Origin of the sequence: Kitasatospora sp. NBC_01302, from assembly GCF_035976515.1 — a bacterium.
In the GTDB taxonomy this organism is placed as follows: domain Bacteria; phylum Actinomycetota; class Actinomycetes; order Streptomycetales; family Streptomycetaceae; genus Kitasatospora.
Genome location: NZ_CP108404.1, coordinates 1,781,334 through 1,799,907, shown reverse-complemented (window position 1 = coordinate 1,799,907; position 18,574 = coordinate 1,781,334). Strand labels below are relative to the sequence as shown.

The 18,574-nt window shown below is 74.6% G+C and carries 4 protein-coding genes and 1 pseudogene; 2 read left to right on the top strand and 3 right to left on the bottom strand.

What is annotated here, in order from left to right; translation table 11 throughout:
• Positions 1-11 precede the first annotated feature (11 nt).
• Both OG294_RS07450 and OG294_RS07445 read left to right on the top strand, forming a co-directional pair.
• Positions 12-11,639 (top strand): annotated as a pseudogene (locus OG294_RS07450) (type I polyketide synthase); the annotation flags it as partial.
• 259 nt (positions 11,640-11,898) lie between these two features.
• The gene (locus OG294_RS07445) at positions 11,899-12,660 is read left to right on the top strand and encodes a thioesterase II family protein (protein ID WP_327065626.1); all 762 of its coding nucleotides are present in this window, start codon (positions 11,899-11,901) and stop codon (positions 12,658-12,660) included.
• Between the two features lie 88 nt (positions 12,661-12,748).
• Here the strand turns inward: OG294_RS07445 and OG294_RS07440 are convergent, their stop codons facing one another.
• The 3 genes from OG294_RS07440 to OG294_RS07430 all read right to left on the bottom strand — a co-directional run bounded on the left by OG294_RS07440 (position 12,749) and on the right by OG294_RS07430 (position 18,564).
• The gene (locus OG294_RS07440) at positions 12,749-15,586 is read right to left on the bottom strand and encodes a helix-turn-helix transcriptional regulator (RefSeq protein ID WP_327065625.1); all 2,838 of its coding nucleotides are present in this window, start codon (positions 15,584-15,586) and stop codon (positions 12,749-12,751) included.
• Between the two features lie 792 nt (positions 15,587-16,378).
• Positions 16,379-16,726 (bottom strand): helix-turn-helix domain-containing protein, encoded by a 348-nt coding sequence (locus tag OG294_RS07435; protein ID WP_327065624.1) that lies wholly within the window; start codon positions 16,724-16,726, stop codon positions 16,379-16,381.
• A 152-nt stretch (positions 16,727-16,878) separates the two neighbouring features.
• Positions 16,879-18,564, bottom strand: a complete 1,686-nt coding sequence (locus OG294_RS07430) for a flavin monoamine oxidase family protein (RefSeq protein ID WP_327065623.1) — start codon at positions 18,562-18,564, stop codon at positions 16,879-16,881.
• Between the last annotated feature and the right edge of the window lie 10 nt (positions 18,565-18,574).

The following is an 18,574-nucleotide window of genomic DNA, read 5'->3' as shown; positions in this document are numbered from 1 at the left end:
TGTCGGCTGAGATGGTGGCCGAGGAGAAGCTTCGGTACTTCCTGAAGCGCGTGACCGCGGATCTGCACGAGACGCGTCGCCGGCTGAAGGAGTTCGAGGACGGCGAGCACGAGCCGATCGCGATCGTCGGCATGGCCTGCCGCTTCCCCGGCGGGGTGGCCTCGCCGGAGGGGTTGTGGGACCTGGTCGCGGGCGGCCGGGACGCGGTCTCGTTCTTCCCCGAGGACCGGGGCTGGGACACCGAGAACCTCTACCACCCCGACCCCGACCACCCCGGCACCTCCTACTCCCGCGAGGGCGGGTTCCTGGACCGCGCGGGGGCCTTCGACCCGGGCTTCTTCGGGATCTCGCCGCGCGAGGCGATGTCGATGGACCCGCAGCAGCGGCTGCTGCTGGAAGCCTCCTGGGAGGCGCTGGAGCGGGCGGGCATCGATCCGGCCACCCTCAGGGGCAGCCGGACCGGCGTCTTCGTCGGCGTGATGTACAACGACTACGGCGTCCTGCTGCAGCAGTCGATCGAGGGCCTCGAGGGACAGTTGGGGACCGGTACCTCGGGCAGCATCGCCTCGGGCCGGGTCTCCTACACGCTGGGCCTGGAGGGTCCGGCGGTCACCATCGACACCGCCTGCTCCTCCTCGCTGGTCGCGCTGCACCTGGCCTGCCAGTCGCTGCGCTCGGGCGAGTCGACGCTGGCGCTGGCCGGTGGCGTCACGGTGATGCTGACGCCCAGCACCTTCGTCGAGTTCAGCCGCCAGCGCGGGCTGGCGACGGACGGGCGCTGCAAGGCCTTCTCGGACGACGCGGACGGCACCGGCTGGGGCGAGGGCGTCGGCATGCTGCTCGTCGAGCGGCTCTCGGACGCGCGGCGCAACGGGCACCCCGTGCTCGCCGTGGTCCGGGGCAGTGCGGTCAACCAGGACGGTGCCTCCAACGGTCTGACGGCGCCGAACGGTCCGTCCCAGCAGCGGGTGATCAAGCAGGCGCTGGCCAGTGCCGCCCTCACCGGCGACCAGGTCGACGCGGTCGAGGCGCACGGCACCGGCACCTCGCTGGGCGACCCGATCGAGGCGCAGGCGCTGCTCGCCACCTACGGCCAGGGCCGCCCGGCCGACCGGCCGCTCTGGCTCGGCTCGGTGAAGTCCAACCTGGGGCACACCCAGGCCGCGGCCGGTGCCGCCGGGATCATGAAGATGGTCATGGCGATGCGGCACGGGGTGCTGCCGCAGACGCTGCACGTCGGCGAGCCGTCGACGCACGTGGACTGGTCGGCGGGCGCGGTGGAGCTGCTGAGCGAGGCCCGGGACTGGCCGCAGACGGGCGAGCCCCGCCGGGCGGCGGTCTCCTCCTTCGGTTTCAGCGGGACCAACGCGCACATCATCCTGGAGCAGGCGCCGGACGCCGAGCCGGTGTCCGAGCCCGCCGACGAGGCCCCGGTCGCACCCGTCGTCGTCGGACACCCGCCGCTGCTGCTCTCCGGCCGCACGCCGGAGGCGCTGCGCGGCCAGGCCGAGCGACTGCTGGGCCGGCTGGACGCCGATCCCGACCTGTCCGTGCTGGACACCGCCTTCTCGCTGGCCACCACCCGCGCCGTCTTCGAGCACCGTGCGGTCGTGCTCGGCGGCGAACGCGAGGAACTGCGCCGGGCGCTGACGGCACTGTCGCGCGGCGAGTCGACGGCGCGCGCCGTGGCCGGGCGTGCGGGCACGGCGGGGCGGACGGCGTTCCTCTTCGCGGGGCAGGGCAGCCAGCGCGCCGGAATGGGCGCTGAACTGTACGACGCGTTCCCGGCGTTCGCCGAGGCGTACGACGCGGTCCGCGTCGAGCTGGACCGGCATCTGGAGACGCCGCTCGGCGAGGCCGATGCGCTGCTCGACCAGACCGCCTACACCCAGCCGGCGCTCTTCGCGCTCGAAGTGGCGCTCTTCCGGTTGGTCGAATCGTGGGGTGTGCGGCCGGACTTCCTGGCGGGGCACTCGATCGGTGAGCTGGCCGCCGCGCACGTCGCGGGCGTTCTCTCGCTGGCCGATGCCGCGCGGCTGGTGGCGGCGCGTGGTCGGCTGATGCAGGCGCTGCCTGCCGGTGGTGCGATGGTGGCGGTGCAGGCGAGCGAGGAGGAGCTGCTGCCGCTGCTGGCCGACCGCTGCGACGTGGGGATCGCCGCCGTCAACGGGCCTTCGGCCGTGGTGCTTTCGGGTACCGAGCCGGCGGTGCTGGAGCTGGCCGAGAAGCTGGACCGCAGGACGAAGCGGCTCACCGTCAGCCACGCGTTCCACTCGCCGCTGATGGAGCCGATGCTGGCGGAGTTCCGCGCGATCACCGCCCAACTGACTTTCCACGAGCCGAAGATCCCGATCGTCTCCACGCTCGACCGGTCCGCCGACCTGACCGACCCCGAGTACTGGGTGCGCCACGTGCGCGAGGCCGTCCGTTTCGCCGACGCGATCACGGCGCTGGAGGGCCAGGGCGTCCGCGCCTTTCTGGAGCTGGGCCCGGACGGCACCCTCAGCGCGCTGGCGCAGGCCTGCGTGAGCGCCGAGGACGAGGCCCTGTTCACGCCCGTGCTGCGCCGCGACCGCGCGGAGGCGGAGACCTTCACCACCGCCCTCGCCCAGCTGCACGTGCGCGGCACCAAGGTCGACTGGCCCGCACTCTTCACCGGACTCGGAGCCCAACGCGTCGACCTGCCCACCTACGCCTTCCAGCACGAGCAGTTCTGGCCCCGGCCGCTGACCGGCTGGATCGGCGACGTCACCTCGGCCGGTCTGGGCGCGGCCGACCACCCGCTGCTGGGCGCCTCGCTCACCCTCGCGGACGCCGACGGCCACCTGTTCACCGGCCGCCTCGCCGTCGACACCCACCCGTGGCTGGCCGACCACGCCGTGGCCGGGACCGTGCTGCTGCCGGGCACCGCCTTCGTGGAGCTGGCGATCCGGGCCGGCGACCAGGTCGGCTGCGGGCTGCTGGACGAGCTGTCGCTGGAGGCACCGCTCGTCCTGCCCGCCAAGGGCGCCGTCCGGGTGCAGCTCTGGGTCGGCACCGCGGACGAGTCCGGCCGGCGCACCGTCAGCCTCTACTCGCAGCCGGAGGATGCGCCCGCCGAGGAGCCGTGGACCCGGCACGCCACCGGTCTGCTCGCCCAGGACCCCGGTGCACCGGCGTCCGTCGAGCCCGCCGTGTGGCCGCCCGCCGACGCCGAGCCGCTCGCGGTCGACGCGCTCTACGACACGCTCGCCACGGCCGGCTACGGCTACGGACCGGCCTTCCGGGGCCTGCGCCAGGCCTGGCGGCGCGACGGCGAGCTGTTCGCCGAAGTCGAGCTGCCCGAGGCCCACCGGACCGAGGCCGCCTGGTTCGGCCTGCACCCGGCGCTGCTCGACGCCTCGCTGCACGCGATCGGCATCGGCGGTGTGCTGCCGGACACCGGGCAGGCCCGGCTGCCGTTCGCCTGGAGCGGTGTCGCCCTGCACGCGGCCGGTGCGGTCGCCCTGCGGGTGCGGATCGCGCCGAAGGGGCCGGACTCGGTCTCGCTCTCCCTCGCCGACGGCACCGGGGCACCGGTGGCCACGGTGGCCGAGCTGGTGCTGCGACCGGTGGCGATGGAGCAGCTGACGGCGAGCCGGACCGCTCACCACGAGTCGCTCTTCCAGCCGGTCTGGCACCCCGTCCCGCTCCCGGCCGCGCCCGCGGCCGACGGCGGACCGTGGGCGGTGCTCGGCGCCGCCGACGGCTACGGCTACGGCCCGGACCAGGCGGTCGGCTACGCCGACCTCGCCGCGCTGCGTGAAGCGGTCCATCAGGGCGCCCCGCTCCCGCGGACCCTGGTAGCCTCCTTCACCGCGCCGGCCGACCCCGACCTCCCCGCCGCCACCCACCGGCGCACCGCCGAGGCCCTCGCGCTGGTGCAGCAGTGGCTGGCCACCGAGGAGTTCACCGAGACCCGGCTGGTGGCGCTGACCCGGGGCGCGGTCACCACCGGGGACGAGGACGCGGTGACCGACCTCCCGGCGGCCGCCGTCCGTGGCCTGCTCCGCTCCGCGCAGGCGGAGAACCCGGACCGGGTGCTGCTGCTCGACCTCGACACGGTCGGGGACCTCTCGCACGAGACCCTGTCGGCCGCGGTCGCCACCGGTGAGCCCCAACTCGCCCTGCGCGACGGGTCGGCGTACGCGCCGCGGCTCGCCCGGGTGCCGGTCGCCGAGCCCGAGGCCGAGCCCGAGCCCGGGTCCGAGGCCGAGCCTGTCCTGGAGCTGGAGCTGGAGCTGGAGCTGGAGCCGGACCTGGCGTCGGACCCGGACCTGGAGTCGGGTGGGACGGTGCTGGTCACGGGTGCGACGGGGACGCTGGGTGCGCTGGTGGCGCGGCATCTGGTGGCGGTGCGGGGTGTGCAGCGGCTGTTGCTGGTCTCGCGTCGTGGTGCGCGGGCCGCTGGTGCGGTCGAACTGGCGGCCGAGTTGCGGGAGTCGGGCGCGGAGGTGACGCTGGCGGCCTGTGACGTGGCGGACCGGGCGGCGCTGGCGGCGCTGCTCGCCTCGCTGGAGCGCCCGTTGACCGCCGTGGTGCACACCGCCGGTGTGCTCGACGACGGTGTGATCTCCTCGCTCACCCCCGAGCGGCTGGCCGCCGTGCTGCGGCCCAAGGTCGACGCGGCCTGGCACCTGCACGAACTGACGAAGCATCAGAACCTCACCTCCTTCGTGCTCTTCTCCTCGGCGGCGGGCACCTTCGGCACCGCGGGCCAGGCCAACTACGCCGCCGCCAATGCCTTCCTGGACACGCTCGCCCAGCAGCGCCGGGCGGCGGGCCTGCCCGCGACCTCGCTGGGCTGGGGCCTGTGGGCCGAGGACGGCGGCATGGCAGGGGAGTTGAGCAGCTCCGACACCCAGCGGATGGCCCGTGGCGGGGTCGGCGCGCTGACCTCCGCGGAGGGCCTGGCGCTGCTCGACACCGCCACCGCGCTGGACGGCGCGAGCTACGTCCCGATCCGGCTGGACTTGGCCGGCCTGCGCGGCCTGGCCGAAGCCGGCCTGCTGCCGCCGCTGCTGCGCGGCCTGGTGCGGGCGCCGATGCGCCGCGCGGCCGAGGCGGCGGGCGGTGCGGGCGGCTCGGCGCTGGCGCAGCGGCTCGCCGCCCTGCCCGAGGCCGACCGGGCGGGTGCGCTGGTGGAGCTGGTCCGCACCGAGGCCGCCACGGTGCTGGGCTACCCGGGCGCGCACGCGGTGGAGACCGACCGGGCCTTCCGGGACCTCGGTATCGACTCGCTCACCGCGGTGGAACTGCGCAACCGCCTGAACGCCGTCACCGGACTGCGGCTGCCCACCACCCTGGTCTTCGACCACCCCAACCCGCTGGCCATCGCCGAACTGCTGGGCGAGGAGCTGCTCGGCACCCTGCCGGCCGCTGCCGCCGCCGCGGTCCTCACACCGTCGGACGACGACCCGATCGCGATCATCGGCATGGCCTGCCGGTTCCCCGGCGGGGTCGCCTCGCCGGAGGACCTGTGGCGCCTGGTGGCCGACGGCGGCGACGGCGTCTCCGGCTTCCCCACCGACCGTGACTGGCCGCTGGAGGCGCTCTACGACACCGACCCGGAGCGGCCGGGCACCTCCTACACCCGCGAGGGCGGCTTCCTGCACGACGCGGGCCTGTTCGACCCGGGCTTCTTCGGCATCTCGCCGCGCGAGGCGATCTCGATCGACCCGCAGCACCGGCTGCTCCTGGAGACCTCCTGGGAGGCCTTCGAGCGGGCGGGCATCGACCCGGCCTCGGTCAAGGGCAGCCGCACCGGCGTCTTCGCGGGCGTGATGTACGGCGACTACGCCCCGCTGCTGATGCAGTCGGCCGACGCCATGGAGGGCTACGTCGGGACGGGCAGCTCCAGCAGCGTCGCCTCGGGGCGGGTCTCCTACACCTTCGGCCTGGAGGGCCCGGCGGTCACCATCGACACCGCCTGCTCCTCCTCGCTGGTCGCCCTGCACCTCGCCGCCCAGGCGCTGCGCACCGGTGAGTGCACGATGGCGCTGGCCGGCGGCTCGGTGGTGATGGCCTCGCCGACCTCGTTCGTCGAGTTCAGCCGCCAGCGGGGGCTGGCCGCCGACGGCCGCTGCAAGCCGTTCTCGGCCGACGCGGACGGCACCAGCTGGGCCGAGGGCGTGGGCATGCTGCTGGTCGAGCGCCTCTCGGACGCGCGGCGCAACGGGCACCCGGTGCTCGCCGTGGTGCGCGGCTCGGCGATCAACCAGGACGGCGCCTCGAACGGCCTGACCGCCCCGAACGGCCCGGCCCAGCAGCGGGTGATCCGCCAGGCCCTGGCGAACGCCCGGCTGACGGCCGACCAGGTGGACGCCGTCGAGGCGCACGGGACGGGGACGCCGCTGGGCGACCCGATCGAGGCGCAGGCGCTGCTGGCCACCTACGGCCGCGAGCACACCGCGGAGCGGCCGCTCTGGCTCGGCTCGGTCAAGTCCAACCTCGGGCACACCCAGGCCGCGGCCGGTGCCGCCGGGATCATGAAGATGGTCATGGCGATGCGCCACGGCGTGCTGCCCAGGACGCTGCACATCGGCGAGCCGACCCCGCACGTGGACTGGACGGCGGGCGCGGTCGAGCTGCTCACCGAGTCCCGGCCCTGGCCGGAGACCGGCGAGCCGCGCCGGGCCGCGGTGTCGTCCTTCGGCTTCAGCGGCACCAACGCGCACGTGATCCTCGAGCAGGCGCCCGAGGACGAGGAGCCGGCCGCGGTGGCTGCGGCACCGGCGGCGAGCGGGACGGCGGTGCCGTGGCTGCTGTCCGCCCGCTCCGAGCCGGCCCTGCGCGAGCAGGCGGCGCGGCTGCTCGGCCGGCTCCACACCGAGCCCGAGATCGCGCTGTCGGACGTCGCGGTGGCGCTGGCCACGACCCGCGCGTCCTTCGAGCACCGGGCGGTGGTGGTCGCGGGTGATCGCGAGGCGGCGGAACGCGGCTTGGCGGCGCTGGCCTCGGGTGGGGCCGCGGCGGAGGTGGTGCGCGGGGTGGCCGGCTCGGCGGGGAGGGTGGCGTTCGTCTTCCCGGGGCAGGGGTCGCAGTGGGTGGGGATGGCGGTGGAGTTGTTGGAGTGCTCGCCGGTGTTCGCGGCGCGGATGGGGGAGTGTGCGGTTGCGTTGTCGCTGTTCGTGGCGGGGTGGTCGTTGCTCGATGTGCTGGGTGATGCGGGGGCGTTGGAGCGGGTGGAGGTGGTGCAGCCGGTGTTGTGGGCGGTGATGGTGTCGCTCGCGGAGGTGTGGCGGTCGGCGGGGGTTCGTCCGGCGGCGGTGGCGGGTCATTCGCAGGGGGAGATCGCGGCGGCGGTGGTGGCGGGTGCGCTCTCGCTGGAGGACGGTGCGCGGGTGGTGGCCCTGCGCAGCAGGGCGATCGCTGACGGGCTGGCGGGCCGGGGCGGCATGGTGTCGGTGGCGCTGCCGGTGGCCGAGGTGCGCGAGCGCCTGGCCGGATGGGGTGAGGCGCGGGTGTCGGTGGCGGCGGTGAACGGGCCGTCGTCGGTGGTGGTGTCGGGTGAACCGGCGGCACTGGACGAGCTGTTGGCCTCGTGCGAGGCGGACGGGGTGCGGGCGCGGCGGGTGCCGGTGGACTACGCCTCGCACTCGGCGCAGGTGGAGGCGATCCGGGGCGAGCTGCTGGAGCTGCTGGCGCCGGTTCGTCCCCGGGCCGGTGCGGTGCCGTTGCTGTCGACGGTGTCGGGTGCGTGGGTGGACGGTTCCGGGATGGATGCGGAGTACTGGTTCACCAATCTGCGGGCGACGGTGGAGTTCGAGAACGCTGTCGGCACGCTGCTCGCGGAGGGCTTTGGGACGTTCGTCGAGGTCAGTGCGCATCCGGTGCTGGCGATGGCGGTGCAGGAGGGCATCGAGGCCGCCGGGCGCGATGCGGTGGCGTTCGGGACGCTGCGCCGTCACGAGGGCGGTCCGGAGCGGCTGTTCGCCTCGCTCGCCGAGGCGCATGTCCGCGGCATCCAGGTGGACTGGGCGGCCTTCCTCTCCGGCCGTGGCGCGCGGCGGATCGACCTGCCGACCTACGCCTTCCAACGCGAGCGCTACTGGCCCAAGCCGTACGCCGGGGTCTTCGGGGACGTCTCCGCGGCCGGTCTGGGCGCGGCCGAGCACCCGCTGCTGGGCGCCTCGGTCACCCTCGCGGACGCCGACGGCCACCTGTTCACCGGCCGGCTGGCCCTCGACACCCACCCGTGGCTGGCCGACCACGCGGTCATGGGCGCGGTGCTGCTGCCCGGCACGGCCTTCGTGGACCTGGCGATCCGGGCCGGCGACCAGGTCGGCTGCGACCACCTGGAGGAGCTGACCCTGGAGGCTCCGCTGGTGCTGCCCGAGCGCGGCGCGGTCCAGCTGCAGCTGACCGTGAGCACGCCGGACACCGCCGGACGGCGCCGGTTCGCCCTGCACGCGCGGCGCGAGGACGCGCCGCTGGAGCAGCCGTGGACCCGGCACGCCACCGGCGAGCTGTCCACCGCCCCGGCCGGTGCCACCGCCCCGGCGGGCACCGCGACGCCGTGGCCGCCGCAGGACGCCGAACCCGTCCGCGTGGACGGCCTCTACGACGCCTTCGCCGCCCTCGGCTTCGCCTACGGTCCGGCCTTCCGGGGCGTGCGGGCCGCCTGGCGGCGCGACGGCGAGATCTTCGCCGAGCTCGCCCTGCCCGAGGAGTGCCGGGTGCAGGCCGAGGCCTTCGGCCTGCACCCGGCGCTGCTCGACTCCGCCCTGCACACCCTGGCGCTCGGCGGGATCGTCGCGGACACCGGCGGTGGGCGGCTGCCGTTCGCCTGGAGCGGGGTCCGCCTGTGCGCCACCGGCGCGACCGACCTGCGGGCCCGCATCCGGCCGGTCGGCGAGGACGCGATCGCGCTGGAGCTGACCGACGCGGCCGGAGCCCCGGTGGCGAGCGTGGACTCGCTCGCGCTGCGCCCGGTCTCGCCCGAGCAGTTCGGGGCCGCCGGCGGCGGGGTAAGTGACGCGCTGTTCGGCCGGGAGTGGGTCGCCCTGCCGGCACCCGCCGAGGCCGCCGCCCGCGGCGCCGACTGGGCGCTGCTCGGCCCGGACCCCGAGGGCTGGGCCACCGGCCTGCCCGGCACCGGGACCGCCCGGTACGCCGACCCGGCCGCGCTGGCGGACGCGGTCGCCGCCGGGGCGCCGATGCCGCCGGTCGTGCTGGCCTGCTGCCCGCCGCCCGCCGCCGGTACCCTCCCCGCCGCCGACACTGTGCAGGCGACGCACCAGGCGGTGCACCGGGCGCTGGAGCTGGTGCAGGGCTGGCTCGCGCAGGAGTGCACGGCGGACGCGCGGCTGGTGCTGGTCACCCGTGGCGCGGTGGCCGCCCGGCCCGGCGAGGACGTGACCGACCTGGCGTCGGCCGCCGTCTGGGGCCTGATCCGCACCGCGCAGACCGAGAACCCCGACCGGTTCGTCCTGATCGATCTGGACGGGACCGCGCGGTCCGCCGCCGTGCTGGACCTCGCGTGCACCCTGGAAGAGCCGCAACTCGCCCTCCGAGGCGGTGGGTTGATCGCCCCCCGGCTGGCCCGGGCCGCCCTGCCCGCCCAGCAGGACGAGGCCGCCGAGGCGCGTCCCGGCTGGAACCCCGCCGGGACGGTGCTGCTCACCGGCGCCACCGGCGAGCTGGGCCGCCTGCTGGCCGGTCACCTGGTCGCCGAACACGGCGTGCGGCACCTGCTGCTGGTCTCGCGCAGTGGCGAAGCGGCCGCCGGGGCCGCCGAGTTGCGGAGCGAGCTGGCCGGGCTCGGCGCCGAGGCGCGGTTCGCCGCGTGCGACGCGGCCGACCGGACGGCGATGGCCGAGCTGCTCGCCTCGGTGCCGGCGGAGCACCCGCTGACCGCCGTGGTGCACGCGGCCGGTGCGCTCGACGACGGCGCCGTGGTCTCGCTCACCCCGGAGCGGGTCGACCGGGTGCTGCGCCCGAAGGTCGACGCGGCCTGGCTGCTGCACGAACTGACGCTGCATCATAAGCTGGACGCCTTCGTGCTCTTCTCCTCGGTGGCCGGCGTCTTCGGCGGCCCGGGGCAGGCCAACTACGCGGCGGCCAACGCCTTCCTGGACGCACTCGCCGAGCACCGGCGCGCCCACGGCCTGCCGGCGACCTCGCTGGCCTGGGGCCTGTGGGAGACCGCCTCCGGGATGACCGGCGAGATGGGCGAGGCGGACCGGCGGCGGCTGGCCCGCGGCGGTGTGGCGCCGCTCTCCTTCGCCGAGGGGCTGGCACTGTTCGACGCCGCCGAGGCGCTCGACGAGGCGCTGCTGGTGCCGGTCAAGCTCGACCTGGCCGGCCTGCGCGCCCACGCCGCGGCGACCGGGCAGGTGCCGGCGCTGCTGCGCGGCCTGCTGCGGGTGCCGGTGCGCCGGGCCGCCGCCGGTCGGCAGGAGTCGGCCGGGGCGCTCGCCGCGCAGCTGGCCGGCCGCACCGGGCCGGAGCGCGAGGCGATCCTGCTCGATCTGGTGCGCGCGCACGCCGCCGCCGCGCTCGGCCACCCGGGCCCGGAGGCGGTGGACATCGAACGCGCCTTCCTGGAGCTCGGTTTCGACTCGCTGACCTCGGTGGAGATGCGCAACCGGCTCGCTCTGGCGACCGGTCTGCGGCTGCCCGCCACGCTGCTCTTCGACCACCCCACCGCGCGGCTGCTGGCCGCCCGGCTGAACCGGCAGCTGGAGTCGTCGGACGCTCCGGGGGCGGCCGCCGCGGCGGCCGAGGCGCCGGAGAGCGGGCCGGCCGGCACCATGGCGGCCATGCTGCGCACCGCCGCCGCAAGCGGGCGCAGCGAGGAGTTCATGGCCCTGCTCTTCGCGGCCTCCCGCTTCCGGCCCGCCTTCGCGCAGGACGAAGCGGCCGAGCTGGCACCGGAGTTGCTCCGGCTGGCCGAGGGGCCCGAGCGGCCGCTGCTGGTCTGCCTGCCCTCGCTGCTCGCAATCTCCGGCCCGCACCAGTACGCCCGGATCGCGGCGGCCTTCCGGGGCCGGCGCGAGGTCCTGGCGCTGCCGCTGCCGGGCTACCTGGCGGGCGAGTCGCTGCCGGAGACGGCCGGGGCGATGCTCGAACTGGGTGCCCGGGCGGTGCTGCGGGCCACCGGGGGAGCGCCGTTCGTCCTGCTCGGCCACTCCACCGGCGGACTGCTGGCGCAGGCCACGGCGGCCCGGCTGGAGGAACTGGGCAGCGGTCCGCTCGGTGTGGTCCTGGTGGACACCTACTCCTTCACCGGCCCGGAGGCCGACGGCAGTGACACCGGTGACTCGGACGCGGACCGCTCCGACACCGCCGGCCTCGGCGTCGCGGCCCGGATCCTGCCGGTGCTGACCGGGGCCATGCTCGCCCGCGAGGGCGGCTACGTGCCGATGGACGACGCCAGGCTCACCGCGATGGGCGGTTACCTGCGGCTCTTCGCCGACCGCCGGCCCACCGCCATCACCGCGCCCACCCTGCTGGTCCGGGCCGCCGGTCCGCTGACCGCCCCTGCGGTGGACGGCGGACCGGCGCCGGTCACCGCGGCGGTGCAGGCGTCCTGGCCGCTGCCGCACACCGCGGTGGACGGACCGGGCGACCACTTCACCGTGATGGAGGAGCACGCCGCCGTCGTCGCCGAGCTGATCGAGGACTGGCTGCGCTCGATGCGGTGATCCCCGGACTCCCGGCCCCCTTTCCGCCTACGGTGGGAGGGCACAGACCGCCGTCCCGGCCCGACCCCCGCGGGCCGGGGCGGCTCCCCGCACGTCGGCCGGACCGGCCACGGCGCCCGTCCGGCCCCGGCCCGCCCGACCCCGACACGCCCGACCGCGAGAACCGCGCCGAGCACGAGAAACCGCACCGAGCACGAGAACCGCACCGACCCGAGAGAGACGAGAGATCCGAATGAGCGTCCCGACCAGCGCCGCACACGACCTGTGGATACGCCGCTTCCACCAGGCCCCCGACGCCAAGGTGCGCCTGCTCTGCCTGCCGCACGCCGGTGGCTCGGCCAGCTTCTACTTCCCGGTGTCGGCCGCCCTGTCGCCGCAGATCGAGGTGCTCTCGGTGCAGTACCCGGGGCGTCAGGACCGGCGGCTGGAGCCGAGCATCGGGACCATCACCGAGCTGGCCGACCAGGTCCACCGCGTTCTGGGCGCGCTGGACGACCGTCCGCTGGCCCTGTTCGGCCACAGCATGGGCGCGGTCCTCGGCTTCGAGCTGGCCCGCCGGCTGGAGGCCGAGGGGCGGGTGCCGGCCGCGCTCTTCGTCTCCGGGCGCCGCGGCCCGGCCACCCACCGCGCCGAGTTCGTCCACCAGCGCGACGACGACGGCCTGGTGGGCGAGCTCAAGACGCTCAGCGGCACCAACACCGCGCTGCTGGGCGACGAGGAGATCCTGCGGATGATCCTGCCCGCGATCCGCAACGACTACCGGGCGATCGAGACCTACGAGCGCCCGCCGGGCGGCCCGTTGAGCTGCCCGATCGTGACGCTGATCGGCGACGACGACCCCAAGTCCACCGTGGACGAGGCCAAGGTCTGGGCCGAGGAGACCACCGGCGACTTCTCGCTGCGGGTCTTCCCCGGCGGCCACTTCTACCTGGCCGCCCAGCAGCGCGCGGTGCTCGGCGAGATCACCGACCGGCTGCGCCCCTACACCGGCTGACCCAGTGCGGCCAGGGCCCGCAGCGGCCGGCCGGAGCCGGCCCGCTGCGGGCCCTCGTGCACACCCGCGCCGCGGGGCGGACAAGCCGTCAGGAGGCGTACCAGGCGGAGCCGCTCGTCACCAGGCAGAGGTCGCTCGGCAGATCGCTGCGCCGGGTGACCTTGAGCTTGCGGTAGACCCGGGTCAGGTGCTGCTCGACCGTGCTGACCGTGATGAACAGCTCACGGGCGATCTCGCGGTTGCTGTGTCCGAGCGCGGCCAGCCCGGCGACCCGCCGCTCGGCGTCGCTCAGCCCGTCCGTGGCGGAGGCGGTGGAGCCGGCGGCCTCGGCCGTGGCCACCTCGGTGGCCGGTGCCGGTGCCACCTCCTCGCGCAGCTCCGAGAACATGCTGGACAGCCCGCGCTGGATCGGCTCGGCGCTCTGCTCCTTGGCCAGCTGCCAGGCCCGGCTCATCATGATCCGGGAGCGCTTGTGGTCGCCCAGGTTCTGGTGGGCGTAGCCCAGGTCGGCCAGGGCCAGCGCCAGTTCGACCCGCGAGCCGCAGCGCTGGAGGTCGTCCACGGCCTGGCGCAGCAGCGAGGGCCGGTACTTGAGCTCGGCGACCGCGGCGCTGAGCCGCATGGTGAGGCCGCGCGAGCGCGAGGGGCCGGGCTGCAGCCGCTTGGTCTGCTCGTCGATCAGCACCTTGGCCTGCTGGTGGTTGCCCATCTGCAGGTGGACCCGGGCCGCCGCGCTGCGCCACGACACCACGCTCGGCAGGTCGAGGTCCCAGTCCTGCATCATCTCGCCGCAGATCAGGAAGTCGTCCAGGGCCGCGTGCGGGTGGTTGGTGGCAAGCCGGAACTCACCGCGGGCGAACAGGTAGTGCATGCCGTAGCGGGTCTGGTAAATGGCTTGCGGGACAGGCCGGTTGAGCAGCTGGGCGGCGTCCTCGTACTTGCCCATCAGGGTGTAGGTCATCAGCAGCGTGGCGAGCGGCAGGCCGATGTTCACCCCCCAGGCGTTCCAGGGGAGTTGCTCCAGGGCGCTGGTGGCGTAGCGCTCGGCGTCCACCAGCCGGCCCTGGCGCACCGCGATCAGGCCGCGCAGGGCCAGCAGCGGCGGGCGGATGCCCTCGGCGGCCCGGCCGACCCGGCCCAGCAACTGCTCGCAGCAGAAGGCAGCGCGCTCCAGCTGGTCGCCGTAGACGAGCGCGAGCAGCGCGAACTCGACCTGCTCCCAGTGGCGGTAGGTCAGCCCGATGCTGCGCAGCACCTGCTCGGCGCCGAGGAAGGTGTTCTCGTCGGCCCGGCCGCTGAGCACCTCGTCCAGGGCGGCGGCGGCCTGCAGCTGCGGGTCGGCGCGCACGGCGGCCGGCGTGCGGTCCTGGTTGACGTTGCACGAGCCGAACGGCCGCAGCTCGGCCAGCGCGCCCGGGTAGGAGCTGGAGAACTGCAGCTTGACGGTCTGCACCTCGGAGGCGGTCCGCGCGTCGATCGGCCGGCCCAGGGTCAGCAGGTGCTCCAGCAGGTGGGTGGCCTCGGTGATCCGGCCGTGCCGCAGCAGGTACTTGACGACCACCACCGAGTCCCGGTCGTCCAGCTCGCCGGCCCGCAGGGCGGCGGTGAGCATCGGCAGGTGCCGGGTGGCGCTGCCGGGCTGCAACTGCCACTCGACGCCGGCCAGCAGGGTCAGCACCTTGGCGCGCTCGCGGGGGTCGGTGCAGCCGCGGTGGGCGTGCTCCACGCTGCGCCGGGCCAGGTCCGCGTCACCGTCGAAGAGCGCCTGCCGGGCCACGTCGCACAGGACCCGGGTGCTCCAGCCCTCACCGGGCCGGTCGGAGGCGAGCAGCTGCTCGGCGATGGCCCGCTCGGGCGCGCCCTGGCCGTAGAGGAGCCGGGCGGCCTGCGTGTGCAGGGCGCTGAGCTCGGCGGCGTCGGTGTCGTGCAGGACGGCGGTGCGCACCGCGGGGTGCCGGAACCGGCCGTCCTCCAGCAGGCCTGCCGAGTGCAGGCCGTCGATGACCCCGGCCACCAGGCTGGGGAAGAGGCCGAGCAACTGGCCGAGCAGGTGGTCGGAGGCCTGGTCGCCGAGGACGGCGATGCCGCGGGCCACCGCGAGCGCGGCCGGCTCGCTGCGGTGCAGGCAGCTCACCACGGCCTGGGAGAAGGCGAACCCGTCACCGAGACCGGCCGGGTACTGGTCCAGGGAGTGCCGGGTGGACGAGCGCAGGTCCTCCAGGAGACCGTGCACGAGCAGGGGGTTGCCGCCGGTGAGCGCGTCCACCCGGGGCGCCAGCTCCGCGGCCCGCTCGGTCTCCAGCCGGGTGCCGAGCAGGTGGACCACGCCCTCGTGGCTGAGCGGTCCGAGCATGATCCGGCGGCAGTGCGGCTGGCGCAGCAGCTCGGCGTGGAAGGCGGGCCGCGGGTGCTGGCGGGCGGTGCGCTCGGTGAGCACCACGGCGATCCGGGCGGTGCCGAGCCGGCGGATCAGGAAGAGCAGCCACTGCAGGGAGAACGGGTCGGCGTGGTGGGCGTCGTCGACGCAGATCAGCAGCGGGATGGTCTTCGACAGGTCGAACAGGACGCCGCACAGCGCCTGCACCAGATCGGCCGGCAGCTGGTCGGGGCCGGTGGCCCGGGCCGCGACCGCCAGCAGGTGCCGGGTCCGCACGGCACCGTCGGCATCCAGCGGGGCCTGGTGCAGCAGCTGGCCGACGATGCTCAGCGGCGTGCCGGCCTCGGCCTGCGCACCGGTGGCGCGCAGCACCGTGGCTCCGGCCGCGCCCGCCTGCTCGCCCAGGGCGCTGAGCAGGACGGACTTGCCGCTGGCCACCGGGCCGACCACCAGGCCGACCGAGCCGGCGCCCTGGAGCGCGGCGGTGGTGATGCTGTTGAGGACAAGCAGTTCTTCGGTGCGTTCGATGAGGTCAGGACGGCCCGTCATATGGCTGCTCCTTGCTTCGGGTCCTGAATCCGGCCCAGGCGAGGTCTCGAGGTCGACGGTTCCACTAAGTCGGATTCGGCCCGGGGGGTGAGGGGGGACTCCGGCACGGCGGTCTTTTGCAGAGGAAAGGCCGGCCGCACTCCGTGCTGGAACACATTTCTCCCAGATGAAATGCACGAAAATCTTGACGACATTCTAATGACTGGAATTCACCTGGGCAGCGGTGAGTAGTCGGTCCGCACCGGACGGGTGGGGCCGCAGCACTCCATATCCGCGCACAGGTAGGCCGTTGTGGTCCGGCCTTGGCGAGTTGCGGGACAGCTGGTCGGAAACATAACACTGCTCGGGTGACCGGGACACGTCTGTCGTGGAGAACTGATCAAGAATTGAGGATGGCGGCCGGCCCGGGAGTCGCCCGGGGGGCGGGTTGGGGTGATTGATCCGACATGGCGCGACAAATCGGGCAGCGATCGGCCCGTGCCGGGGCGGCACGAGGGTGGGAAACACCGTGTTAACTCTCAGATTTCAGACAGAGTTTGATGGTCCACCAGGTTTCACTCCGGTCGCGGCGGGTCGGGCGGCGCCGGTCCGGCGGTGCGGTGCGGTTGTCCCGTTAGGGCGCCGAGGGCTGCCAGTTGAGGTGCAAGAGTGCCCGATCGGGCAGGCCGGCGAGCGTCGATGTGCCCGATCGGGCACTCTTGGGAACGCCAACGACCGGGCCGGTCCAGCGCGTTGACTGGACCGGCCCGGTCGGCTGGTTCACCTGTTGTTCACTTCTGATCAAACGTCAGTTCACGCCTCGTCGGTCATGCGGTCCAGCCGCAGGGTCAGCCGGGAGCGCCGGTGGCGCACCGGCGGCAGGTCGAGCAGCGGCCCGAGCTGGCCGACGATCCGGTCGGCGGCCGACTTGGAGATCCCGAACACCACGGCGACCTCACGCATGGTCAGGTTGGTGCGGCGGTAGACCGAGACCAGCAGGACCCGGTCCGCCAGGCAGAGCGTCCAGCGTCGCCCCACCCGCGGTGCGTCCGCCTCGGTGTGCGGCCGCAGGGCGTGCAGCAGCTCCTCGAACTCCGTGGTGTCCAGGCCCGTGAGGAGTTCGACCCACGTGGGCTGGGCTGCGCTGATCAACTGTGCCATGACTTTGTCCGCACCGCTCCGGCCGGTCGCCCTGCACGGCACGGTCCATGCCGGCTCGCCGCGGATTCCCTGTTCCAGTAGTTCCATCGCTTCCCCCGTGGTTCGTGTGCTGAGCGTCTTGCGCGCCTGCCGGCCCGTCGGGTGACGGACCCTCAGTCCTCCGGCAGCAGCACCGGAGCGAGCTGGTCGAAGAGGTCCCCCGGACCGGGGTTCTCCGGGCTGGTGGCGCCACCGAGGTGGTGCAGCACGCCCCAGACGGCGTTCAGCGCCGTGGTGACCGCGCCCTCGGCGAAGCCGGCCGTCCAGGAGACGTCGTCGCCGGCCAGGAAGAGCCCGCGCCGCTCGGGCGGCAGGCCGTCCTGGACGAACTGGCCGAACAGCCGGCGCTGGTAGCGGTACTGCCCCGGCAGATTGGCCTTGAAGGCGCCCATGAACAGCGGGTCGGTCTCCCAGGTCACCGAGACCGGCGGTCCGACGATGTGCCGCCGCAGATCGACCCCGGGGTAGATCTCGCGCAGCGCCCCGAGCAGCACCTCCAGGCGCTGCTCGTCGCTCAGCGTCGCGACCTTCAGCGAGTCGTCGTTCCAGGTGTAGGAGAGGCAGATCACCCCGGGCCGGTCGGGGCCCTCGTCGAAGAGGTAGACCCCGCGCGGCATCCGGTCACTGAGCGTCATGCTCATCGTGTCGCGGCCGGTCGCACCGTCCCGGTCCCGCCAGAACGGCCGGTCGGTGAGCACGAACAGCTTGGAGGAGCCCATGTAGTGGGTCCGCTCGACGGCCGTCCACTGCTCGGTGGAGAGCAGTGCGGGGTCGCAGTCGATCTGGCTCAGCAGCGTCCACACGTGCGGGGTGTGGACCACCGCCGGGTAGCTCGCCCGCCCGCCGCCCGCGTCCTCCACCAGCACGCCCCCGGCCACCCGCCGCAGCGCGGTCACCGCTGGACGGGGGGTGCCCTCGTGCAGGCTCGCGAGCGAGGTGTCGGCCGGCCAGTGCGCGGCCCGGCCCGCGGGCCGCCGCCACAGGCCCTGGACCAGCTGCCCGGTGCCGCCGACGATGCCCACCTGGTCCTGGTCGGCGCCGGTGAACACCACCCGCAGCACCTCCAGGATCGAGTTGGGGAAGTCGGTGTCCCAGCCGCCGGTGCCGAAGCCGACCTGGCCGAACAGCTCCCGGTGCCGGAACGAGCGGAAGTACGGTGAGGCGGCCAGGAAGCCGTAGAAGGACTGGTCGTCCAGGGTGCGCACCATACGGTTCCACACCGCCTTGAGCAGCACGGTGTCGCGCCGGCGCACGGCGTCCTCCATCACCGCCAGCTCGGCCTGGTCCAGCAGCGTCTTCTGCCAGGCGTCGGCCACCTGCTGGTAGACCGGCGGCAGGTCCTCGACGGCCCGCGCGTAGTGCCGCTCGCCGCCCAGGTGCACCAGGGTGCTGGGGGTGCCCGGGGCCAGCGGGTTGGGGAAGGGGCGGGTGCGCAGGCCGAGCGCGTCGATGTAGTGGAACAGCGTGCTGGCCGCGACCGGGAAGCGCATCGCACCCAGTTCGGCGGCGTACCGCGGGTCCGCCGCGAACGGCACCGACCGCATCCGTCCGCCCAGCTCACCGGCCTCGTAGAGCACCGGGCGCAGCCCCAGGCGCAGCAGCTCGTGGCCCGCGACCAGGCCCGCCATGCCGCCGCCGACCACGGCCACCGGCGTGCCGTGCCGCGCGGCGGGCAGCGAGCCGAGTCCGGCGGGGTGGCGCAGCCAGTCGTCGTAGGCGAAGGGGAAGTCGGGGCCGAACATCGTCAGGGGTGCGGTCACATCACGCGCGGCCGGATATGCGCGGGCACTGAGGGACATCGGTGGACAC

Coding starts and splice junctions, on each gene's coding strand:
- OG294_RS07440 (WP_327065625.1), bottom strand. CDS start 15,586: ATGACGGGCCGTCCTGACCTCATCGAACGCACCGAAGAACTGCTTGTC.
- OG294_RS07435 (WP_327065624.1), bottom strand. CDS start 16,726: ATGGCACAGTTGATCAGCGCAGCCCAGCCCACGTGGGTCGAACTCCTC.
- OG294_RS07445 (WP_327065626.1), top strand. CDS start 11,899: ATGAGCGTCCCGACCAGCGCCGCACACGACCTGTGGATACGCCGCTTC.
- OG294_RS07430 (WP_327065623.1), bottom strand. CDS start 18,564: ATGTCCCTCAGTGCCCGCGCATATCCGGCCGCGCGTGATGTGACCGCA.